This window comes from Treponema bryantii, from assembly GCF_900111035.1.
Classification (GTDB): domain Bacteria; phylum Spirochaetota; class Spirochaetia; order Treponematales; family Treponemataceae; genus Treponema_D; species Treponema_D bryantii_C.
In genome coordinates this window covers 94,660-110,289 of record NZ_FOFU01000001.1, presented here as the reverse complement: position 1 = coordinate 110,289, position 15,630 = coordinate 94,660, and the positions used below count along the sequence as shown (strand labels likewise).

The following is a 15,630-nucleotide window of genomic DNA, read 5'->3' as shown; positions in this document are numbered from 1 at the left end:
TTACTTAAATTATTTTATAATTTAAGTTATGGCACAAAAGAAGAAAGTTCGTTTATCAGACATTGCAGAAAAGCTTAACATAAGTACCGTTACCGTTTCCAAAGCTCTCGCCGATAAAGAAGGTGTTGGCGATGAACTCAGACAGCAGATCAAAGATATCGCAGAAAGAATGGGATATCAGATAAAGAAAACCGCTGCAACAGCAAGCAGAACATCAGCAGCAGGTACCGGCAACATCGGAATCCTTATTCCTTCCCGTTTCTTCTCGCCAAATGTTTCCTATTACTGGCATATTTTTAATACACTTTCTACAGAACTCTTGAGTCGGGGCTATTACAGTATAATGGAGCTGCTCACAAACGAAGATGAACAAGCCAAGAAGCTGCCACGAATGATTCAGGATAATAAAGTTGATGGACTTATAATTTTAGGCCAGACCAGCGACAGTTTTCTCGAAGCTCTGAATAATGAATATCAGAACTTTATTCTTTTTGATTTTTACTCAACAAAGCTGCCATTCGACAGCATTTCAAACGACAATTACTTCTGCTCTTATATGATGACAGATTACGTAATTTCTCAGGGCCATAAAAAAATCAGATTCGTAGGAAACTTTGGAGCAACAACTTCAATTTCCGATCGTTTCATGGGCTTTCAAAAATCAATGCTGGAAAATCACTTACCCTGCTCTGCAGAAGACATCATAAACGACCGCGATGAAAATGGCACTCTTATAAAAATAGATCTTCCACCTGCTAAAAGCATGCCTACAGCCTTTATCTGCAACTGCGATGAAACAGCCGCTAATCTCATTCTTCTCCTTGAAGAAAAAGGCTATAAAGTTCCGCAGGATATTTCCGTAACAGGCTTTGATAACTATCTGCCGCAAAAGAAAACACCCGTAGAACTTACCACAGTTTATATAAAGCCGGAAGATTCAACAAAAATTGCAGCCGAACTGATAATCAGCAAAATTACAGGACAGCCATATATAAAAGGCCGCCATCTCGTAAGCGGCAGCCTTGTTATAAGAAATTCCGTTAATTCAATCCGCGGATAAAATCAACAATCCGCTGAGCAGCCTTTTTATGAGTAATCGGCCCCGGATGTCCGCGTGAACCTTTATCTTCATCGCACTTTTCCAGAGCATCTATACTTTCCAGCTCAAGAGTATAAACAGCCTTGTCTCCACTTTCAGACTTATATTCTTCAACACCCTTAAAAATTAAAGCCGGAACAATATCAAGCGAAAGCATACCCCAGGTCCAGATAATTTTCGCACGAGGATTATTCTGTCTGATTTCCCCAAGGAAGCGTTTTACTTCAGACACAAGTGCAATTCCTGCAGCACCTTCTGTTCCCTTTCCATCATCGTGAACCTTAAAACCTAAATTATCATTAGTACCAAGATTCAACACAACATAATCAGAACCGCCTGCAAAATCCAGAACATTACAAGTTCCACTAGCCTTCTGAGCATCACCGCCAAGAACACCACAAACCTGTTTGTAGTAAAGTGGAATACGGGAATTAACATCTCCATCCCAGCCCCAGCAGATACCCCAGCCACTCTCACTTATACTCATCCAGTCTGCATCAAGCATTTTAGCCGTCTGCACCGCATAAGTTTTACTTCCGCAGAACCACTGAGTAATCCAGTCCATTTCATCAGGCTTCCCTGCAAGCCCTTCACCAGAAGTAATACTGTCACCAATAAATTCAATTTTGCAGCTGTGAGGCTTTGGAGCAACAAAAACACCATTATCATCAAGAGAAACAGAGCTGATTTTTAAAGAGTGTTTATTATCCCCAGGCATAGGTTGAGTATCTTTTAAGATAGAAATAGTATTTTCTTTTTCAGGATCCAGATTATGAGCAAGACAAATAAGAGAAGGTTCCTTTGGAGCCGCAAAACGCGCAATCTGATAACCGTTTACTTCAACAGCAAGCCAGATTTCATGAAAGTCATAATCACTGGAAATCTCAGCCCAAACTTCACGAGCCTTTACACAAAGCTCAAGCGCAGAACCAGCCCAGAAAAGCTGAACCGAACCATCAGCACAAACACCGCCGGGAACATTACGTCCCTGAACACGCATAGTTTTAATTTCATTCATTAAATAGTTTTTCATACCGCGATTATAACACAGTCTTTTATAATTTCAAAATTTATTTTTTTACTTAATTTAACCATATTTTTAACCTAATATATTTTACCTAATATTACTTAATTTTCTTGACAATTTAAGTTTCCAGCGTTAAATTAAAATCATAAAACAGACCGCAAAGACGGCCTTACACAGGAGTTTCATATGGCAAAAATCATCAGTGGCGGAAATCTGCCAAACATTCCATGGCAGGATAAACCAAAAGACAGCTGGCTTCCAATCTGGCGTTATGACGCAAACCCGGTTATCGGAAGAAATCCATTCCCAGGCATGGCACGTATTTTCAATTCAGCAGTAATTCCATGGGAAGGAAAATTTAAGGGCGTTTTCCGCTCAGAAGATCCGACAGGAAATCCATTCCTCTACCTCGGCGATTCAGAAGACGGTATCCACTGGGAATTCCAGCGTGAAAAAATTCACATGCACGATCCAGATGGAACTCCACATGATCCATACTACGCTTATGATCCACGCTGTGTAAAAGTTGATGATACTTATTACATCATGTGGTGCGGTGATTTCGACGGTGCATCAATTGGTGTTGCAAGCACAAAAGACTTTAAGGATTTCACACGACTCGAAAATCCATTCCTTCCATTCAACCGCAACGCTGTTTTGTTCCCTAAGAAAATCGACGGCAAATTTGCAATGCTTTCACGTCCTTCAGATTCAGGACACACACCATTCGGCGATATCCTCCTTTCTTACTCTCCGGACATGAAGTATTGGGGCGAGCACAGACTCGTAATGCAGAAAGGCGGCGGAGCATGGTGGGAAGGCCTTAAGATTGGTGCAGGTCCAGCTCCTATTGAAACTGATGAAGGATGGCTTTTGTTCTTCCACGGAGTTTGCCAGACTTGTAACGGTTACGTTTATTCATTCTCAGCAGCAATTCTCGATCATGACAAGCCATCAATCGTAAAATACCGCTGTAAGAATTACATGCTCACACCAGAACTTCCATACGAAACAACAGGTTTTGTAGACAACGTATGTTTCCCGGTAGCAGCCCTCACAGACCAGGCAACAGGCCGCATCGCAATCTACTACGGTTGTGCCGACACAGTTGTAGGCCTCTGCTTCACAACAGTAGACGAAGCAGTAAAATATGTAAAAGAACATAATGAGCTTAACGGTCTCGACAAAGACGAAGGTCGTTTCTAAAGCATAAAGGAGGGGAAAGCATTCCCCTCGCCCGCACTTCGTTGCGGGTTACCCCTTCTAACGGGGGCTGCCGCCCCCGTAACACCCCCGCTAAATACAATTTTGATAGAGAATTATTCATCCTAAAACAATAAGTCATGTTATAATAATAAACATGAAAAACTACGTTAATTGGGCAATTCTTGCCCCTGGCCGCATTGCAAACTCTATGGCCACTGCAATGAATGGAATCAAAGACGGAAAATTACCAGGCATCAACGGAGATAAAATCCATCTCTATGCCGTTGCAAGCCGTAATCTGGAACGCGCTAAAGAGTTTGCAGATAAATGGTATTTTGAAAAAGCATATGGAAGCTACGAAGAGCTTTACAATGATCCGGAGGTTGATGCAGTTTATATTGCAAATCCTCATGCCTTTCACCTGGACTCTGTACTTGGCTGTCTGAATGGCGGTAAGCATGTACTTTGCGAAAAACCGGCCGGCTGTTCCCGTGATCAGCTTGATAAAATGACTTCACTCGCCCGCGAAAAAAATCTCTTTTTTATGGAAGCAATGTGGACCGCTTTCAACCCATGTATCAGAGAAATCAAAAAAGAAATTGCAGCCGGAACAATCGGTAACATCATAAATATTGATTCGCGTTTCTGTAACAGAAATCCTTATGACTCGGATGATAGAAATTACGATCCGAGACAAGCCGGCGGTGCCCTGCTCGACCTTGGAATCTACAACATCTACTTTGCTATGATGCTGGCAGACTTCTCTCCAATTACAGCAGAAAGTTCTGCAGTCCGTATGCTTAAGGGTGTAGATGCATGGAACAGTGTAAATCTCACCTTTGAAAACGGCATCGTAACAAGTTTCCAGGATGCAATGGATGTTCCTTCAACAACAGGTACACATGATGCAGTTATCTATGGAACAAAGGGCTTCATTACCGTAGAAAACTTTTTCTGTACTCAGAAGGCAGATGTTCATGTTTACAAAAATACCTGGGGAAGCGATAATGAAGTTGTCCGCGAAATCAGAGAGCCATTTGCCGTAAATGGATACGAGTACGAATGCGCTCACGCAACAGAATTTATTCTGAACGGTCGCACTGAATCTGATGTCCACACCTTCAAGAAATCAGAAGATTTGATTGATATGATGGACACACTCAGAAAAGACTGGAATTTTAAATATCCTTTTGAAGATTAGGAGAAAAAAAAGTGAATTACAAAATCACCGGTGACGAAAACATCACCTTTAACAACAATGCTTTTTACTGTATCGGCACCGGCCGTATGGGTCTTGCGCTCCAGAAACAGTATTATGAACAGCTTAAACTTGTGCAGGAAAAAATCGGCTTTGAACATATCCGCGGTCACGGACTTTTCCACAACGACATGGCAATTTACCGTGAATTCCAGCCGGGCGTTCCGGAATTTGGACCACACGCCTGGGAAGGACGCGACGAGAAAAAAGTTCAGGTAGAATATAACTGGACCTACCTTGATATGGTAATGGATTCCTATAAGGAACTCCACATCAAACCGTTTATTGAACTGGGCTTTATGCCAAAACAGCTGGCAAGTGGAGATAACACAATCTTCTACTGGAAGGGAAATACAACACCTCCAAATAATTATGACCGCTGGGCAAATCTTATAAAGGCTACTCTTCAGCATCTTATGGACCGTTATGGAACTGAAGAAGTTGTTACCTGGCCGGTTGAAGTATGGAATGAACCAAATCTTCCGGGCTTCTGGAAAGACGCAAACATGGAAGAATATTTTAAGCTTTATGATGTTTCTTCACGCGCAGTAAAAGAAGTTGATAAACGTTTTAAAGTTGGTGGTCCTGCAGTTTGCGGCGGAACAGACAAGGAATGGATAAAAGCCTTCCTCGAGTTTGTCCGCAAGAATAAGTGCCCGCTTGACTTTGTAAGCCGTCATCACTACACCACCGAATTCCCTAACTATGACGGTCACTACGGTTACCCGAAACTTCACCCTAAAACAAAGTGTTTTGAACAGCTTGATTCAACCCGCGGAATTGTAGATTCCTTTAAGGAATTTAAAGGAATGGATATAAATGTAACAGAGTTTAATACATCATATATTCCAAATGCACCGCTTCACGACATGAATCTGAATGCAGCATATATTGCCCTCATGCTTTCAACCTTTGGCGACAATCATAAATCATATTCATACTGGACCTTCGGCGATATTTTTGAAGAAGGAGGAGTTCCATACACCCCATTCCACGGAGGCTTTGGACTTGTTGCAAACGGACTTATTCCAAAACCAACATTCTGGACTTTTGCATTCTATAAAAAGCTTACAAAGAGCTATGAAAAATGTGTTCTGAAAACTCCTGAATGTATCGTTACAAAATGCAAAGACGGAAGTTTCAGAGGAATTGCATGGAATATTGATGACAAGCTCAGCGGTAAGGAAATCACTCTTAATCTTACACTTCCTATGGAAACAAAAGAAAATGTTCTCATTACAGAACTGGTAGATGAAGAAGTCTGCAACCCGCTTAAAGTCTGGCACGATATGGGAGAGCCTGCTAATCCAAGTCAGGATGAACTGGAACTTCTGCGTACAAGTGCACAGCCGTTTGTAAAAACAGAGCGCTGCAAAAACAAAGTAAGCCTAAACCTCAAGGAAAACGCAGTCTGCTATTTTGAAATAAAGGCTGCCCCAATAAAGAGCGACCGCGGATACACTTACGGAAGATTAAATTAGTAAGGAGGGGGGAAGTCTCCCCCTTTAATTAAGGAAAAACTATGGAATACACATCCAACTCAGACAAAATCACCCGAGACTACTTTGACTCACTTCTGCTCGAAGCCCGCTATATCGATTCTGACTTACCTTCAACAAAACTTGAGCTATACGACCGCACCTTTGACACACCAATAATGACCGCTGCCCTTTCACACCTCGCTAACACCGCAGAAAACGGAATGGTAAAATATGCCCAGGCCGCAGCAAATGCAAACGCCGTTCACTGGGTTGGCATGGGAGAAGATAAAGAACTTGAAGAAATAACCGCAACCGGTGCAGCCACAATAAAAATCATAAAACCGCATGCAGATAATAAAGAAGTTTTCCGCAAAATCGAACATGCCAAAAAGGCCGGCTGTTTTGCAGTAGGAATGGATATAGACCACGCCTTCAACGGAAGCGGCGGCTACGACAATGTCCTCGGCCTTGATATGAAACCGAAGTCTACAGAAGAACTCCACGACTTTGTTCAGGCCGCTGGCATTCCATTTATCGTAAAGGGTGTACTCAGCACAAAAGATGCAGAAAAATGCCTTAAAGCCGGCTGTAAGGGAATCCAGCTTTCTCACCATCACGGAATAATGCAGTACGCAGTTCCACCGCTCATGATGCTGAGCGAGATTCTTCAGGTAACCCGCGGAGAAATCCCGGTATTCATTGACTGTGGAATCGAAAGCGGAATGGACGTTTACAAATGCCTCGCCCTCGGAGCAACAGCCGTAAGCGTTGGCCGCCATCTCATGCCTCTTTTGAAGAAAGGAGCCGATGCAACAGCTGAACGCATTAAGGAAATGACCGGTGAACTCGCAGCCACAATGGCAAGAACCGGCGTCCGAAACCTGAACAGCTTCGACCCGACAGTTATCCATCAGAGAAAATTCTAAACCACCATTATAAGGAGACTACCATGTACTTAGGCATATCCTCATCACTCTCCCACACCACCCCCGAAGACTGGGCTGCAAAACATAAATCCCTTGGTCTTAAAACCGTAAACTTCCCCGTAGACTGTACAGCCGGCGAAGAAAAAATCATGGCCTATAAAAATGCAGCAGATGCTGCAGGCCTCACAATCGCCGAAGTTGGAATCTGGCGCAACACACTTGCTGCTGACCTCTCAGAACGCCAGCACTGGATAGACTACGCTGTAGAACAGCTTAAAATGGCAGACCGCATCGGAGCACGCTGCTGCGTAAATGTTGTGGGAACACCGTACGGTCCCCGCTGGGACGGCGGCTATCGAGAAAATTTCAGCGAAGAACTTTGGACCATGGCAGTCCGTATGATTCAGGAAATAATTGACCGCGCAGCTCCAGCCAGAACAAAGTTCAGCATTGAATCCATGCCATGGATGATTCCAAGCAGCCCCGACGAATACCTTCGTCTTATGGAAGAAGTAGACCGTCCAGCCTTTGGAGCCCACCTCGACGTAGTAAACATGATTACCAGCCCGGACCGATACTTTTTCAACGACAGCTTCCTCGAAGAATGCTTCACAAAACTAAAGGGCCGAATCTGCAGCTGTCACTTAAAGGATATCAATTTAAAACAGGAATACACCTTCCAGCTCGAAGAATGTGCCAGTGGAAAAGGAACACTAGATCTTGAGTTCTACGCCCGTCTTGCAAGCGCAGAAGATCCTCAGATGCCAATGATTATTGAACATCTTACCACCGACGAAGAATATCTTGAAAGCGTAAAATATGTAAGAGAAAGACTTGGCTGTTAGGCAACAACTACAACAAGAACCCGCCCGTGCTCAACACTAACCTCAGCAGTGTGGCCGGGCAGCACTTCATTACTAACCCCAAGTTGAAAATCTGAATTCAATCTGGCATTTTCAAGCGGATACTTGGCATTTTTTATTGAAACTCCACTCACATTTCCGGCAATTGTAAGCACAGAAAAATAAGAGCAGCCATCATCGATATAAAGAGGATTTTTACCTGCAACCTGCATGGTAGAATAATCATCAGCTAATACAGCATTTTTTCCAAGACCATCCAGATACAAAAGAATAGAAACATTTGCAAACGCATGATCAAAACGAGCGCCCATCGAACCAAGCAAAAGAAAATCATCAAAGCCTCGTTCAACCGCCAGTTTTACGGCATATAAAGTATCAGTATCATCTTTTTCGCGTGGAAGTTGAATAACCTCACAGCAATCCTGCCAGTTTAATAAGACGTCAGAATTACACGAATCAAAGTCACCAACAATAAGATCTGGCTTAACACAAAGACCGTCCGCGTGCGCCAGCCCCCCATCGCAGAAAACAAAAAAATCGCCCTCGCGCAGTAAATCCCTGGCCCTCGCGTAGTCTCTTATTTCACCAGCCGAAATAACTACACACCGTCTCATACCCGACAGCACCGCCCCCCGGCTCATACTGCACCGTCCCGCAGAATCTCCATCCAGCTGCGCTGATCACGCTTAGAAGTATCCAGTCCAAACTGTTCCATAAACTTTTCAAGCGCCATTCGTACATCATCAGCCGAATCATTTCCATCAGTTACTTCAACTTCGATATATTTAAGACCGTTTACTTTTTCAAGCTCAAGATGAAAATCGCAGCCAGGCAGAACGTTCGAGTGACAGTAAACGCCATAGGCATCCTTGTTCTTTTCAAAAAACTGATGATAACCGGAAAACAAAAGAAGATCACGAACAACTTCAGGTTTTTCAACAAAAGTTTCATCCTCGCGATTAAACTCAAGTCCGTTTTCGATTGATTTGCGTTTTATACAAAAATAAGATTTTAGAGACGAAGTTTCTGAAATCTGTTCACTTCGAATACGAATTACCTGTGGCTCGCCGGCAGCCTTACTTTCTGCACGTGTCTCATAACGTGAAAAATACGAATCAGCTTTTAGAATATGTTCCGGCTGTCCGAGCACTTCAACACCCTCAAGTGTCTCAGCCCCAGAAATCACAGAGAAAATTTTATCATACTGTTCATCCGAAAGCGGAATCTTAATCTCTATCTCACGTCCCATATCTAAGCCTTCTGCCCAGCCAAATAAATCCGTTTCAAATCCGCATAAAATTCCGGATATCTCTTTTCAATCAGAACCGGAACCCCACGGGTATCAAGGAAGCAGTGAGTACTCTTTCCAAGGAAAACCACTTCTCCCTCGCAGGTAAACTCATAAGAAAAAGTTAGTTTGGCAGCAGAAAGCTTTTCAATTCCAACCTCTACCTCAATAGTCTGCGGGAAAGTTGTAGACTTCTTGAATACGCCCTCAACCGACATTACAGGCGATGCCATTCCCTCTTCTTCAAGCTTAATGAAACTCCAGCCCAGCTGATCCAGAAAATCAACACGAGCCTCTTCCATAAAGCGGATATAATTTGAATGATGGGTAATTCCCATCTTGTCTGTTTCGTAATAATTAATTTTATGCTTGTACTTTTCCATAGATACATTTTCGACAAAAATAAAGAAAATGTCAATGTCATTTTTATCCACTAAATTACTAGGCAAAAATCTTTCAAAAACTGTTGTTTATAACTCATTTTTTTACTATATTATAATCATGTTATTAGACGTACAAAACTTAAACGCAGGTCTTGAAGACGGAAAGCAGATTCTCAATGACCTTAATATACAGATTGGCCAGGGCGAAACACACGTTCTGATGGGACCAAACGGTGCTGGAAAATCTTCCCTCGGTAATGCCCTTATGGGTAACCCGGTTTACCAGATTACCGGCGGAAAAATCTTTTTCAAAGGCGAAGACATCACCGAGCTCTCAGCAGACAAACGCGCAAAAGCCGGAATGTTCATGTCTTTCCAGAGCCCTCTTGAGGTTCCAGGAATCAGCCTTGAAACATTTATCCGCTCAGCAATCCAGCAGAGAACCGGAGAACGCGTAAAACTATTCCATTTCCAGAAAGAACTTCAGCGCTGCATGGAACTTCTGGACATGAAACCTGAATATGCTAAGCGCGACCTCAACGTTGGTTTTTCCGGCGGTGAACGCAAAAAGAGCGAAATCCTTCAGCTCCTTATGCTCAAGCCAGACTTCGCCATCCTCGACGAAACAGACTCTGGTCTCGACGTAGATGCAGTCCGTGTAGTTGCAAAAGGAATCGAAGAATACCGTAAACTTACAAACGGCTCGCTCCTCATCATCACCCATACAACAAAGATTCTCGAAGGCCTCAACGTAGACCACACACACGTACTCGTAAAAGGCCACATTGTAAAAACCGGTGACGGCCAGTTGTTCCACGAAATCAACGAAAAGGGATTCGAGGAGTTTATAGGATAAGAGGGGAAAGCCTTCCCCTGCGCGCCCACTTCGTTGGTCGCTACCCTTTCTGCGGGGGACGCCCCCGCAACGCCCCCGAGGAAATCATGGAAGAAAAACAGAAGATTGAAGATATAAACAGAGAGTTCTACGACTTCCGCTACGAAGAGACAGAAGAAAATACCTTCCGTCTTGAATCTGGTTTAACTCCGGATATCGTAAAGAAAATCTCAGAAGAAAAAGGCGACCCTGAATGGATGCGCGAATTCCGTCTCAAGTCGCTTGAAACCTATAACTACTTAAGAGTTCCAAAGTGGGGTCCTTCAATTGAAGGCCTCCATATGGAAAACATTGCAACCTACGTTCGTCCAAAAACACAGATGAGCGGTAAATGGGAAGACGTTCCTCAGGACATTAAAGACACTTTCGAAAAACTCGGTATTCCTGAAGCAGAACGCAAGTCTCTTGCCGGTGTAGGTGCACAGTACGACTCAGAACTTGTTTATCATAACGTACAGGACGAAGTTGCAAAGCAGGGAGTTATTTACCTCGGCTTTGAAGATGCCCTTAAATCTGAAGAATGGGGTCCAATGGTAAAAGAATACTTTATGACCCTCATCACTCCAAAAGACCACAAGTTTGCAGCTTTGCACGGTGCAGTCTGGTCTGGTGGTTCATTTGTTTATGTACCAAAAGGCGTTCACCTTTCCTTCCCTCTTCAGTCTTACTTCCGTTTGAACGCACGGGGAGCCGGACAGTTTGAGCACACACTTATCATCGTAGACGAAGGCGCAGACCTCCACTTTATTGAAGGTTGTTCTGCTCCAAAATATAACGAAGCAAACCTGCACGCCGGTGCTGTTGAACTTTTTGTAAAAAAAGGCGCACACCTCAGATATTCTACCATCGAAAACTGGTCAAAGAATATGTACAACCTCAACACAAAGCGTGCCCGAGTAGAAGAAGGCGCAAGCATTGAATGGGTTTCAGGCTCGTTCGGTTCGCACATTTCTTACCTCTACCCGGAAAGCGACCTTGTAGGACGCGGTGCAAAATCAGAGTTCACAGGTATCACCTTTGCTGGTGCCGGACAGAATCTCGACACAGGTGCCAAGATGGTACACCTTGCGCCAGATACTTCAAGTCTTATTTCAACTAAGTCTATTTCAAAAGGCGGCGGAGCAAGTATTTACCGCTCGGCTGTATATATCGACAAGAATGCAAAAGGCAGTAAGACAAGCGTAAGCTGCGAAAGCCTTATGCTCGACGACGAAAGCCGCAGTGATACAATTCCTGCAATGGTAATCAAAACCGATGAATGCGATGTAGGCCACGAAGCTAAAATCGGCCGCATCTCTAACGACGCAATTTTCTACCTGATGTCTCGTGGTATCAGCGAAGACGAAGCACGCAGTATGATTGTAAGCGGATTTGCAAATCCTGTAAGCAAGGAACTGCCGCTCGAGTATGCGGTTGAGATGAATAATTTGATTAGACTTGAAATGAAAGGTTCAATGTAGCAAACTCTAAAAAATTGCAGCAATTTTTTAGAGTTTACCTACCTTAATGTAAATTATACCTTTCGTATTCCCATAATCAGACGGTTTTCACCGTTTTCTTTTACAAGAACACATCTTACAGAAACCATTACATGCTTATCATTTATCAGCATGTGATGGCGACTTGAAAATACACCATCAGTTTCTATATTCTTCAGAATTGACTCTTTTGTGTGACGTTTCTTAAACACTTCGCGGTCTTCTTCTGCTACTGCGAAATTTGCATTCTTTTGAGTTTCTTCAAAAAAATTTTTTCCTTCTTTTAAAATACCCAGAGAACCAAATTCACTATTTGCCTGAAATTCACTATAGCTGTTATCATCAGGATTTATTACATAAATACAAAGATAATCTTCAGAAAGCGCCATAAGTCTTGAATAAACAATCTGATCCTGGCGGGCCTTATCAACGATTTGTTTCTGTTTTACCTGAGCATCAATATGACTAACACCAATAATCAGATATTTTTTATCTCTGGTCATTCGTACAGCTTTCATATTTACATAATACGGAAGTCCAAATTTCACCAGACGATAGATATGAACAAAAGTGCCGGTTTCATCAATCTGCTTCAATACATTTTCTTTCGTAAATACTTTTACAAAAGTTTCTCTATCTTCTTCATAAAGATGAGTTAATGCATCTTCCCTCGCTCGTCTAAAGAAATCATCTCCATGACGTTCTGTAGCCAGTTCATCTTTCCCAATATTAGATCTATATTCAATAAAATCTTCTGTCTCCAGATTTATATAAAAAAGATTAAAGTAGTCCGTTGCAAGTGCACGTGCAATATTCGCATAAACTTCCCCCTGAACAGAATCCTTAATAGAAAGCACAGCAACTACAACTGCAATTTTTTTAGTTACAGGATTATCAGCAAGCTTACTTATAAAATAGTGGGCTACAGAACCATCAGGAAGAGTTCCATCTACGAAAAGTCTTTTTCCTTCTTTTGCAGCCTGCTTCAAAATCACCATAATGCCGGCCCCTTCTCCCTGCATTACAACACTAATCGGAACTTCTTCGCCATGCAGATTTATTCCATAATATCTTTCAAAAAATTCATGATATGACTGATTGTACCTTGTAAAGCGGACAGTCTCTTCTCCCACCTCAATAACTATCATAGGTAAAGTACTGAAAAAATTATTAAAGGCATCTTCATTTTGAGAAATTACAGAAAGATCATGAAGATTTACCCTACCTATAGTTTCGCAATAATGCGATTCTTCCGGATTTTCAAAACCAATCTGAATTCCTTTTTCATATTTTTCTATAATCTGTTCCATTGGAATCGGCTTCTGGAAGAAAAAGCCCTGAAGTTTTGAACAGCCTATTTCTTTAAGAAAACTTACCTGCTCTTCAGTCTCCACACCTTCACAAATTGTATCAACTCCAAGAGAAGATGCCATACGCATAAGTTCACGTAAAATAATTTTAGCGTTCTTTCCCTTATCCAGCTGACGCATAAAACTCATATCGAATTTTAATAAATCAAATTGAATCTGCTGTAAAACATCAAGAGAAGAATAACCGCTTCCAAAATCATCCATCCAAACAGAAAAACCAAGTTTCTTAAAGCGGTCAATCTGCAGCTTCATGAATTCAAAATCTTTACCAAGAATACTTTCGGTAATTTCAATGTTGATTTTATTGCGTGGAATTCCAGAACCATCTATACGTTTACAGATTTCTTCAACAATATCACAGACATCAAAATCTGAACGTGACAGGTTGATAGATTGAGAAACCATAAAGAATCCATGGTTTGCCATATACTTCATCTTCTCAAGAACCTGCTCAAGAATATAAAGGTCTACCTTATAAATGAGTTTTGCTTCTTCAAGAATTGGAATAAAATCCGCAGGAGATAAAAATCCTTTTACAGGATCAATCCAGCGGGCAAGCGCTTCTTCATCACAGACACGGAGATTTACACCACGAACAATAGGCTGATAATAAACTTTAATCCAGTGTTCGCTAATAGCCTTATCAAGATTATCTATAATATACTGACGTTTTTCATTTGCTTCAGAAATCGTAATATCATAATAATTAAAACCAGATTCATTTGAATGACGGATTGGTGCACAGGCAAGTTTTGCCCTGTCGCAGGCCATGTTTACAGAAACATCTTCTGATTTAAAAAGATAAACTCCAATATGAATAGTAACTTCTACAACCTGCCCGTCAACTTTTACCAGGGCTTTACAGTTTTCTATAAGCTCATGTATAGTATCTTCAATTCTCTGTTCTTCTGTTATGGCAGCAAAATCATCTCCACCAATACGACAACAGCTGGTATTTCCAAAAAGATCTGTAAGAAGCTTTGCAAAACTCTTTAAAAGAATATTTCCGTTGTCAAAGCCATATTCGCTGTTGAATTTTCTCATACCATAAAGGTCGAAAAAGAGAATGGCTGCATTTTGCTGAGCACCTGTCATGCTGTCTTTTTTTGCAGAAGCAAGACTCATGAAATAATTCATGTTAGGTAAGCCTGTAAGATAATCTACTAAAGTCACATCCATATCTATAATTATAAATCATATAATAGAAAATACAAAACATTTTAGATATACTAGAAAAATACCTATAAATATGGTAGATTATTGCCGTATGAATAACACAAATATAAAATCTGCTGAAAATGCAGTTATAGATATAAACCCTATTCCATATTTAACATGGACATGGCTTAAAATAAACAAAGACTCTGTTTCTTATGATTTTTCTTTTACAGAAAACAACGGAACTGATATCCAGATTCCTTCAAATGTTTCTGTAAGCACTGGAAAAACTGTAAAAACTGAACTTCCGGAACCGGAATCTTCAATTGGTGCAGAAGCTACACAGCTCATTACTGCTGCTGCAGCCGGTAAAATCTACACTTTTGAAAAATCAAAAGAAGAAACAAAACCTCTTATCATACGAATTAAAGCTGAATCAAACTCGGCTACATATAATATTATTCATGCAAAAGCCGGTGCTGATGCAAAAGTTATCATCGTATACGAGGGTGCAGCAGCACTTTCCGGCGTTGTAACAAAAATCTACGCCGAAGACGACGCAAACGTACAGATTACTAAAGTTCAGCTTTTCGACAAATCTGTAAATCAGATTGATGATACACAGGTTGTCTGCGGAGAACGCGCAAAGGCCAGCCTTATTCAGGTAGTTCTCGGCGGCTCTCACACAGATGCAAGTTTCCACGCAACACTTGCAGGATATCAGTCTAAATTTATTTCTGATACAGCATATCTTTGCCGTGAAAATCAGTATATCGATATGAATCAGACAGTTGTTCATACAGGAAAGAAAACCGACTGTAACATGAAGACAGACGGTACTGTAAAAGACAGTGCAACAAAGACTTACCGCGGAACAATTGATATGAGACGAGGCTGTTCAGGCTCAACAGGAAACGAAATGGAGACAACTCTCCTTCTCTCTCCGCAAGCTGTTGTAAAAGCCGCTCCAATTATTCTCTGCGGCGAAGACGACATCTCTGCAGAACACGGTTCAACAATTGGAAAACTTTCTCCAGAAATGCTTTTCTACATGAACAGCCGTGGTATTGATCAGAATACTGCAGAAGCACTTCTTACACGTGCAAAAATCACAGCAACCGCTGCAAACATTCCTGAAGACTCAGTTCGTGAAGAAATCAACCAGTGGCTCAACCGTGAACTCGGAGAAGATTAAATT

Annotated in this window: 14 protein-coding genes; 9 read left to right on the top strand and 5 right to left on the bottom strand. The window is 41.8% G+C overall.

The features are described from left to right. The first annotated feature begins 28 nt into the window (after positions 1–28). Positions 29–1,060, top strand: coding sequence for a LacI family DNA-binding transcriptional regulator (locus BMY21_RS00545; protein WP_074639912.1), 1,032 nt, complete (start codon positions 29–31; stop codon positions 1,058–1,060). On the opposite strand, the gene BMY21_RS00540 is transcribed toward BMY21_RS00545, so the two are convergent. Continuing rightward, the gene (locus BMY21_RS00540) at positions 1,041–2,132 is read right to left on the bottom strand and encodes an SGNH/GDSL hydrolase family protein (RefSeq protein WP_083379615.1); all 1,092 of its coding nucleotides are present in this window, start codon (positions 2,130–2,132) and stop codon (positions 1,041–1,043) included. The two genes, BMY21_RS00545 and BMY21_RS00540, sit on opposite strands and share 20 nt — an antisense overlap. A 180-nt stretch (positions 2,133–2,312) precedes the next feature. On the opposite strand from BMY21_RS00540, the gene BMY21_RS00535 reads away from it, so the two are divergent. From BMY21_RS00535 to BMY21_RS00515, 5 genes are all read left to right on the top strand, one after another. Further along, positions 2,313–3,332, top strand: coding sequence for a glycoside hydrolase family 130 protein (locus BMY21_RS00535; protein WP_074639908.1), 1,020 nt, complete (start codon positions 2,313–2,315; stop codon positions 3,330–3,332). A 154-nt stretch (positions 3,333–3,486) separates the two neighbouring features. Next, the gene (locus tag BMY21_RS00530; protein ID WP_074639906.1) at positions 3,487–4,533 is read left to right on the top strand and encodes a Gfo/Idh/MocA family protein; all 1,047 of its coding nucleotides are present in this window, start codon (positions 3,487–3,489) and stop codon (positions 4,531–4,533) included. A gap of 11 nt (positions 4,534–4,544) precedes the next feature. After that, on the top strand, positions 4,545–6,071 hold the full coding sequence (locus BMY21_RS00525) for a GH39 family glycosyl hydrolase (protein ID WP_074639904.1): 1,527 nt from the start codon (positions 4,545–4,547) through the stop codon (positions 6,069–6,071). 41 nt (positions 6,072–6,112) lie between these two features. After that, positions 6,113–6,997: an alpha-hydroxy acid oxidase gene (locus BMY21_RS00520; RefSeq protein WP_074639902.1), complete on the top strand. Its 885-nt coding sequence runs from the start codon at positions 6,113–6,115 to the stop codon at positions 6,995–6,997. Between the two features lie 23 nt (positions 6,998–7,020). Further along, positions 7,021–7,842: a sugar phosphate isomerase/epimerase family protein gene (locus BMY21_RS00515; protein WP_074639899.1), complete on the top strand. Its 822-nt coding sequence runs from the start codon at positions 7,021–7,023 to the stop codon at positions 7,840–7,842. Here the strand turns inward: BMY21_RS00515 and BMY21_RS00510 are convergent. From BMY21_RS00510 to BMY21_RS00500, 3 genes are read right to left on the bottom strand one after another with little or no spacing between them, the layout of a single operon-like run. Next, the gene (locus BMY21_RS00510) at positions 7,839–8,474 is read right to left on the bottom strand and encodes a thiamine diphosphokinase (RefSeq protein WP_074639897.1); all 636 of its coding nucleotides are present in this window, start codon (positions 8,472–8,474) and stop codon (positions 7,839–7,841) included. The genes BMY21_RS00515 and BMY21_RS00510 overlap by 4 nt on opposite strands. Before the next feature lie 23 nt (positions 8,475–8,497). Beyond that, positions 8,498–9,109: a hypothetical protein gene (locus BMY21_RS00505; RefSeq protein WP_074639896.1), complete on the bottom strand. Its 612-nt coding sequence runs from the start codon at positions 9,107–9,109 to the stop codon at positions 8,498–8,500. A gap of 2 nt (positions 9,110–9,111) precedes the next feature. Then, positions 9,112–9,531, bottom strand: a complete 420-nt coding sequence (locus BMY21_RS00500) for an acyl-CoA thioesterase (protein WP_074640870.1) — start codon at positions 9,529–9,531, stop codon at positions 9,112–9,114. Between the two features lie 118 nt (positions 9,532–9,649). Here BMY21_RS00500 and sufC point away from each other — a divergent pair, with 118 nt between their 5' ends. Beyond that, positions 9,650–10,387 (top strand): Fe-S cluster assembly ATPase SufC, encoded by a 738-nt coding sequence (gene sufC / locus BMY21_RS00495; RefSeq protein ID WP_074640869.1) that lies wholly within the window; start codon positions 9,650–9,652, stop codon positions 10,385–10,387. A gap of 86 nt (positions 10,388–10,473) precedes the next feature. Further along, on the top strand, positions 10,474–11,886 hold the full coding sequence (gene sufB, locus BMY21_RS00490; RefSeq protein ID WP_177177689.1) for a Fe-S cluster assembly protein SufB: 1,413 nt from the start codon (positions 10,474–10,476) through the stop codon (positions 11,884–11,886). Between the two features lie 53 nt (positions 11,887–11,939). On the opposite strand, the gene BMY21_RS00485 is transcribed toward sufB, so the two are convergent. Next, positions 11,940–14,453, bottom strand: a complete 2,514-nt coding sequence (locus BMY21_RS00485; RefSeq protein WP_074639892.1) for a putative bifunctional diguanylate cyclase/phosphodiesterase — start codon at positions 14,451–14,453, stop codon at positions 11,940–11,942. Between the two features lie 88 nt (positions 14,454–14,541). Between BMY21_RS00485 and BMY21_RS00480 the strand changes: the two genes are divergently transcribed. Then, complete coding sequence (locus BMY21_RS00480) at positions 14,542–15,627, top strand: SufB/SufD family protein (RefSeq protein ID WP_074639890.1); 1,086 nt, start codon at positions 14,542–14,544, stop codon at positions 15,625–15,627. The last annotated feature ends 3 nt before the right edge of the window (positions 15,628–15,630 follow it).

What these genes read in the sequence shown, in the direction of transcription:
- BMY21_RS00545 (WP_074639912.1), top strand. Translation starts at nt 29, where the DNA reads ATGGCACAAAAGAAGAAAGTTCGTTTATCAGACATTGCAGAAAAGCTT.
- BMY21_RS00540 (WP_083379615.1), bottom strand. Translation starts at nt 2,132, where the DNA reads ATGAAAAACTATTTAATGAATGAAATTAAAACTATGCGTGTTCAGGGA.
- BMY21_RS00535 (WP_074639908.1), top strand. Translation starts at nt 2,313, where the DNA reads ATGGCAAAAATCATCAGTGGCGGAAATCTGCCAAACATTCCATGGCAG.
- BMY21_RS00530 (WP_074639906.1), top strand. Translation starts at nt 3,487, where the DNA reads ATGAAAAACTACGTTAATTGGGCAATTCTTGCCCCTGGCCGCATTGCA.
- BMY21_RS00520 (WP_074639902.1), top strand. Translation starts at nt 6,113, where the DNA reads ATGGAATACACATCCAACTCAGACAAAATCACCCGAGACTACTTTGAC.
- BMY21_RS00515 (WP_074639899.1), top strand. Translation starts at nt 7,021, where the DNA reads ATGTACTTAGGCATATCCTCATCACTCTCCCACACCACCCCCGAAGAC.
- BMY21_RS00510 (WP_074639897.1), bottom strand. Translation starts at nt 8,474, where the DNA reads ATGAGACGGTGTGTAGTTATTTCGGCTGGTGAAATAAGAGACTACGCG.
- BMY21_RS00505 (WP_074639896.1), bottom strand. Translation starts at nt 9,109, where the DNA reads ATGGGACGTGAGATAGAGATTAAGATTCCGCTTTCGGATGAACAGTAT.
- BMY21_RS00500 (WP_074640870.1), bottom strand. Translation starts at nt 9,531, where the DNA reads ATGGAAAAGTACAAGCATAAAATTAATTATTACGAAACAGACAAGATG.
- sufC (WP_074640869.1), top strand. Translation starts at nt 9,650, where the DNA reads ATGTTATTAGACGTACAAAACTTAAACGCAGGTCTTGAAGACGGAAAG.
- sufB (WP_177177689.1), top strand. Translation starts at nt 10,474, where the DNA reads ATGGAAGAAAAACAGAAGATTGAAGATATAAACAGAGAGTTCTACGAC.
- BMY21_RS00485 (WP_074639892.1), bottom strand. Translation starts at nt 14,453, where the DNA reads ATGGATGTGACTTTAGTAGATTATCTTACAGGCTTACCTAACATGAAT.
- BMY21_RS00480 (WP_074639890.1), top strand. Translation starts at nt 14,542, where the DNA reads ATGAATAACACAAATATAAAATCTGCTGAAAATGCAGTTATAGATATA.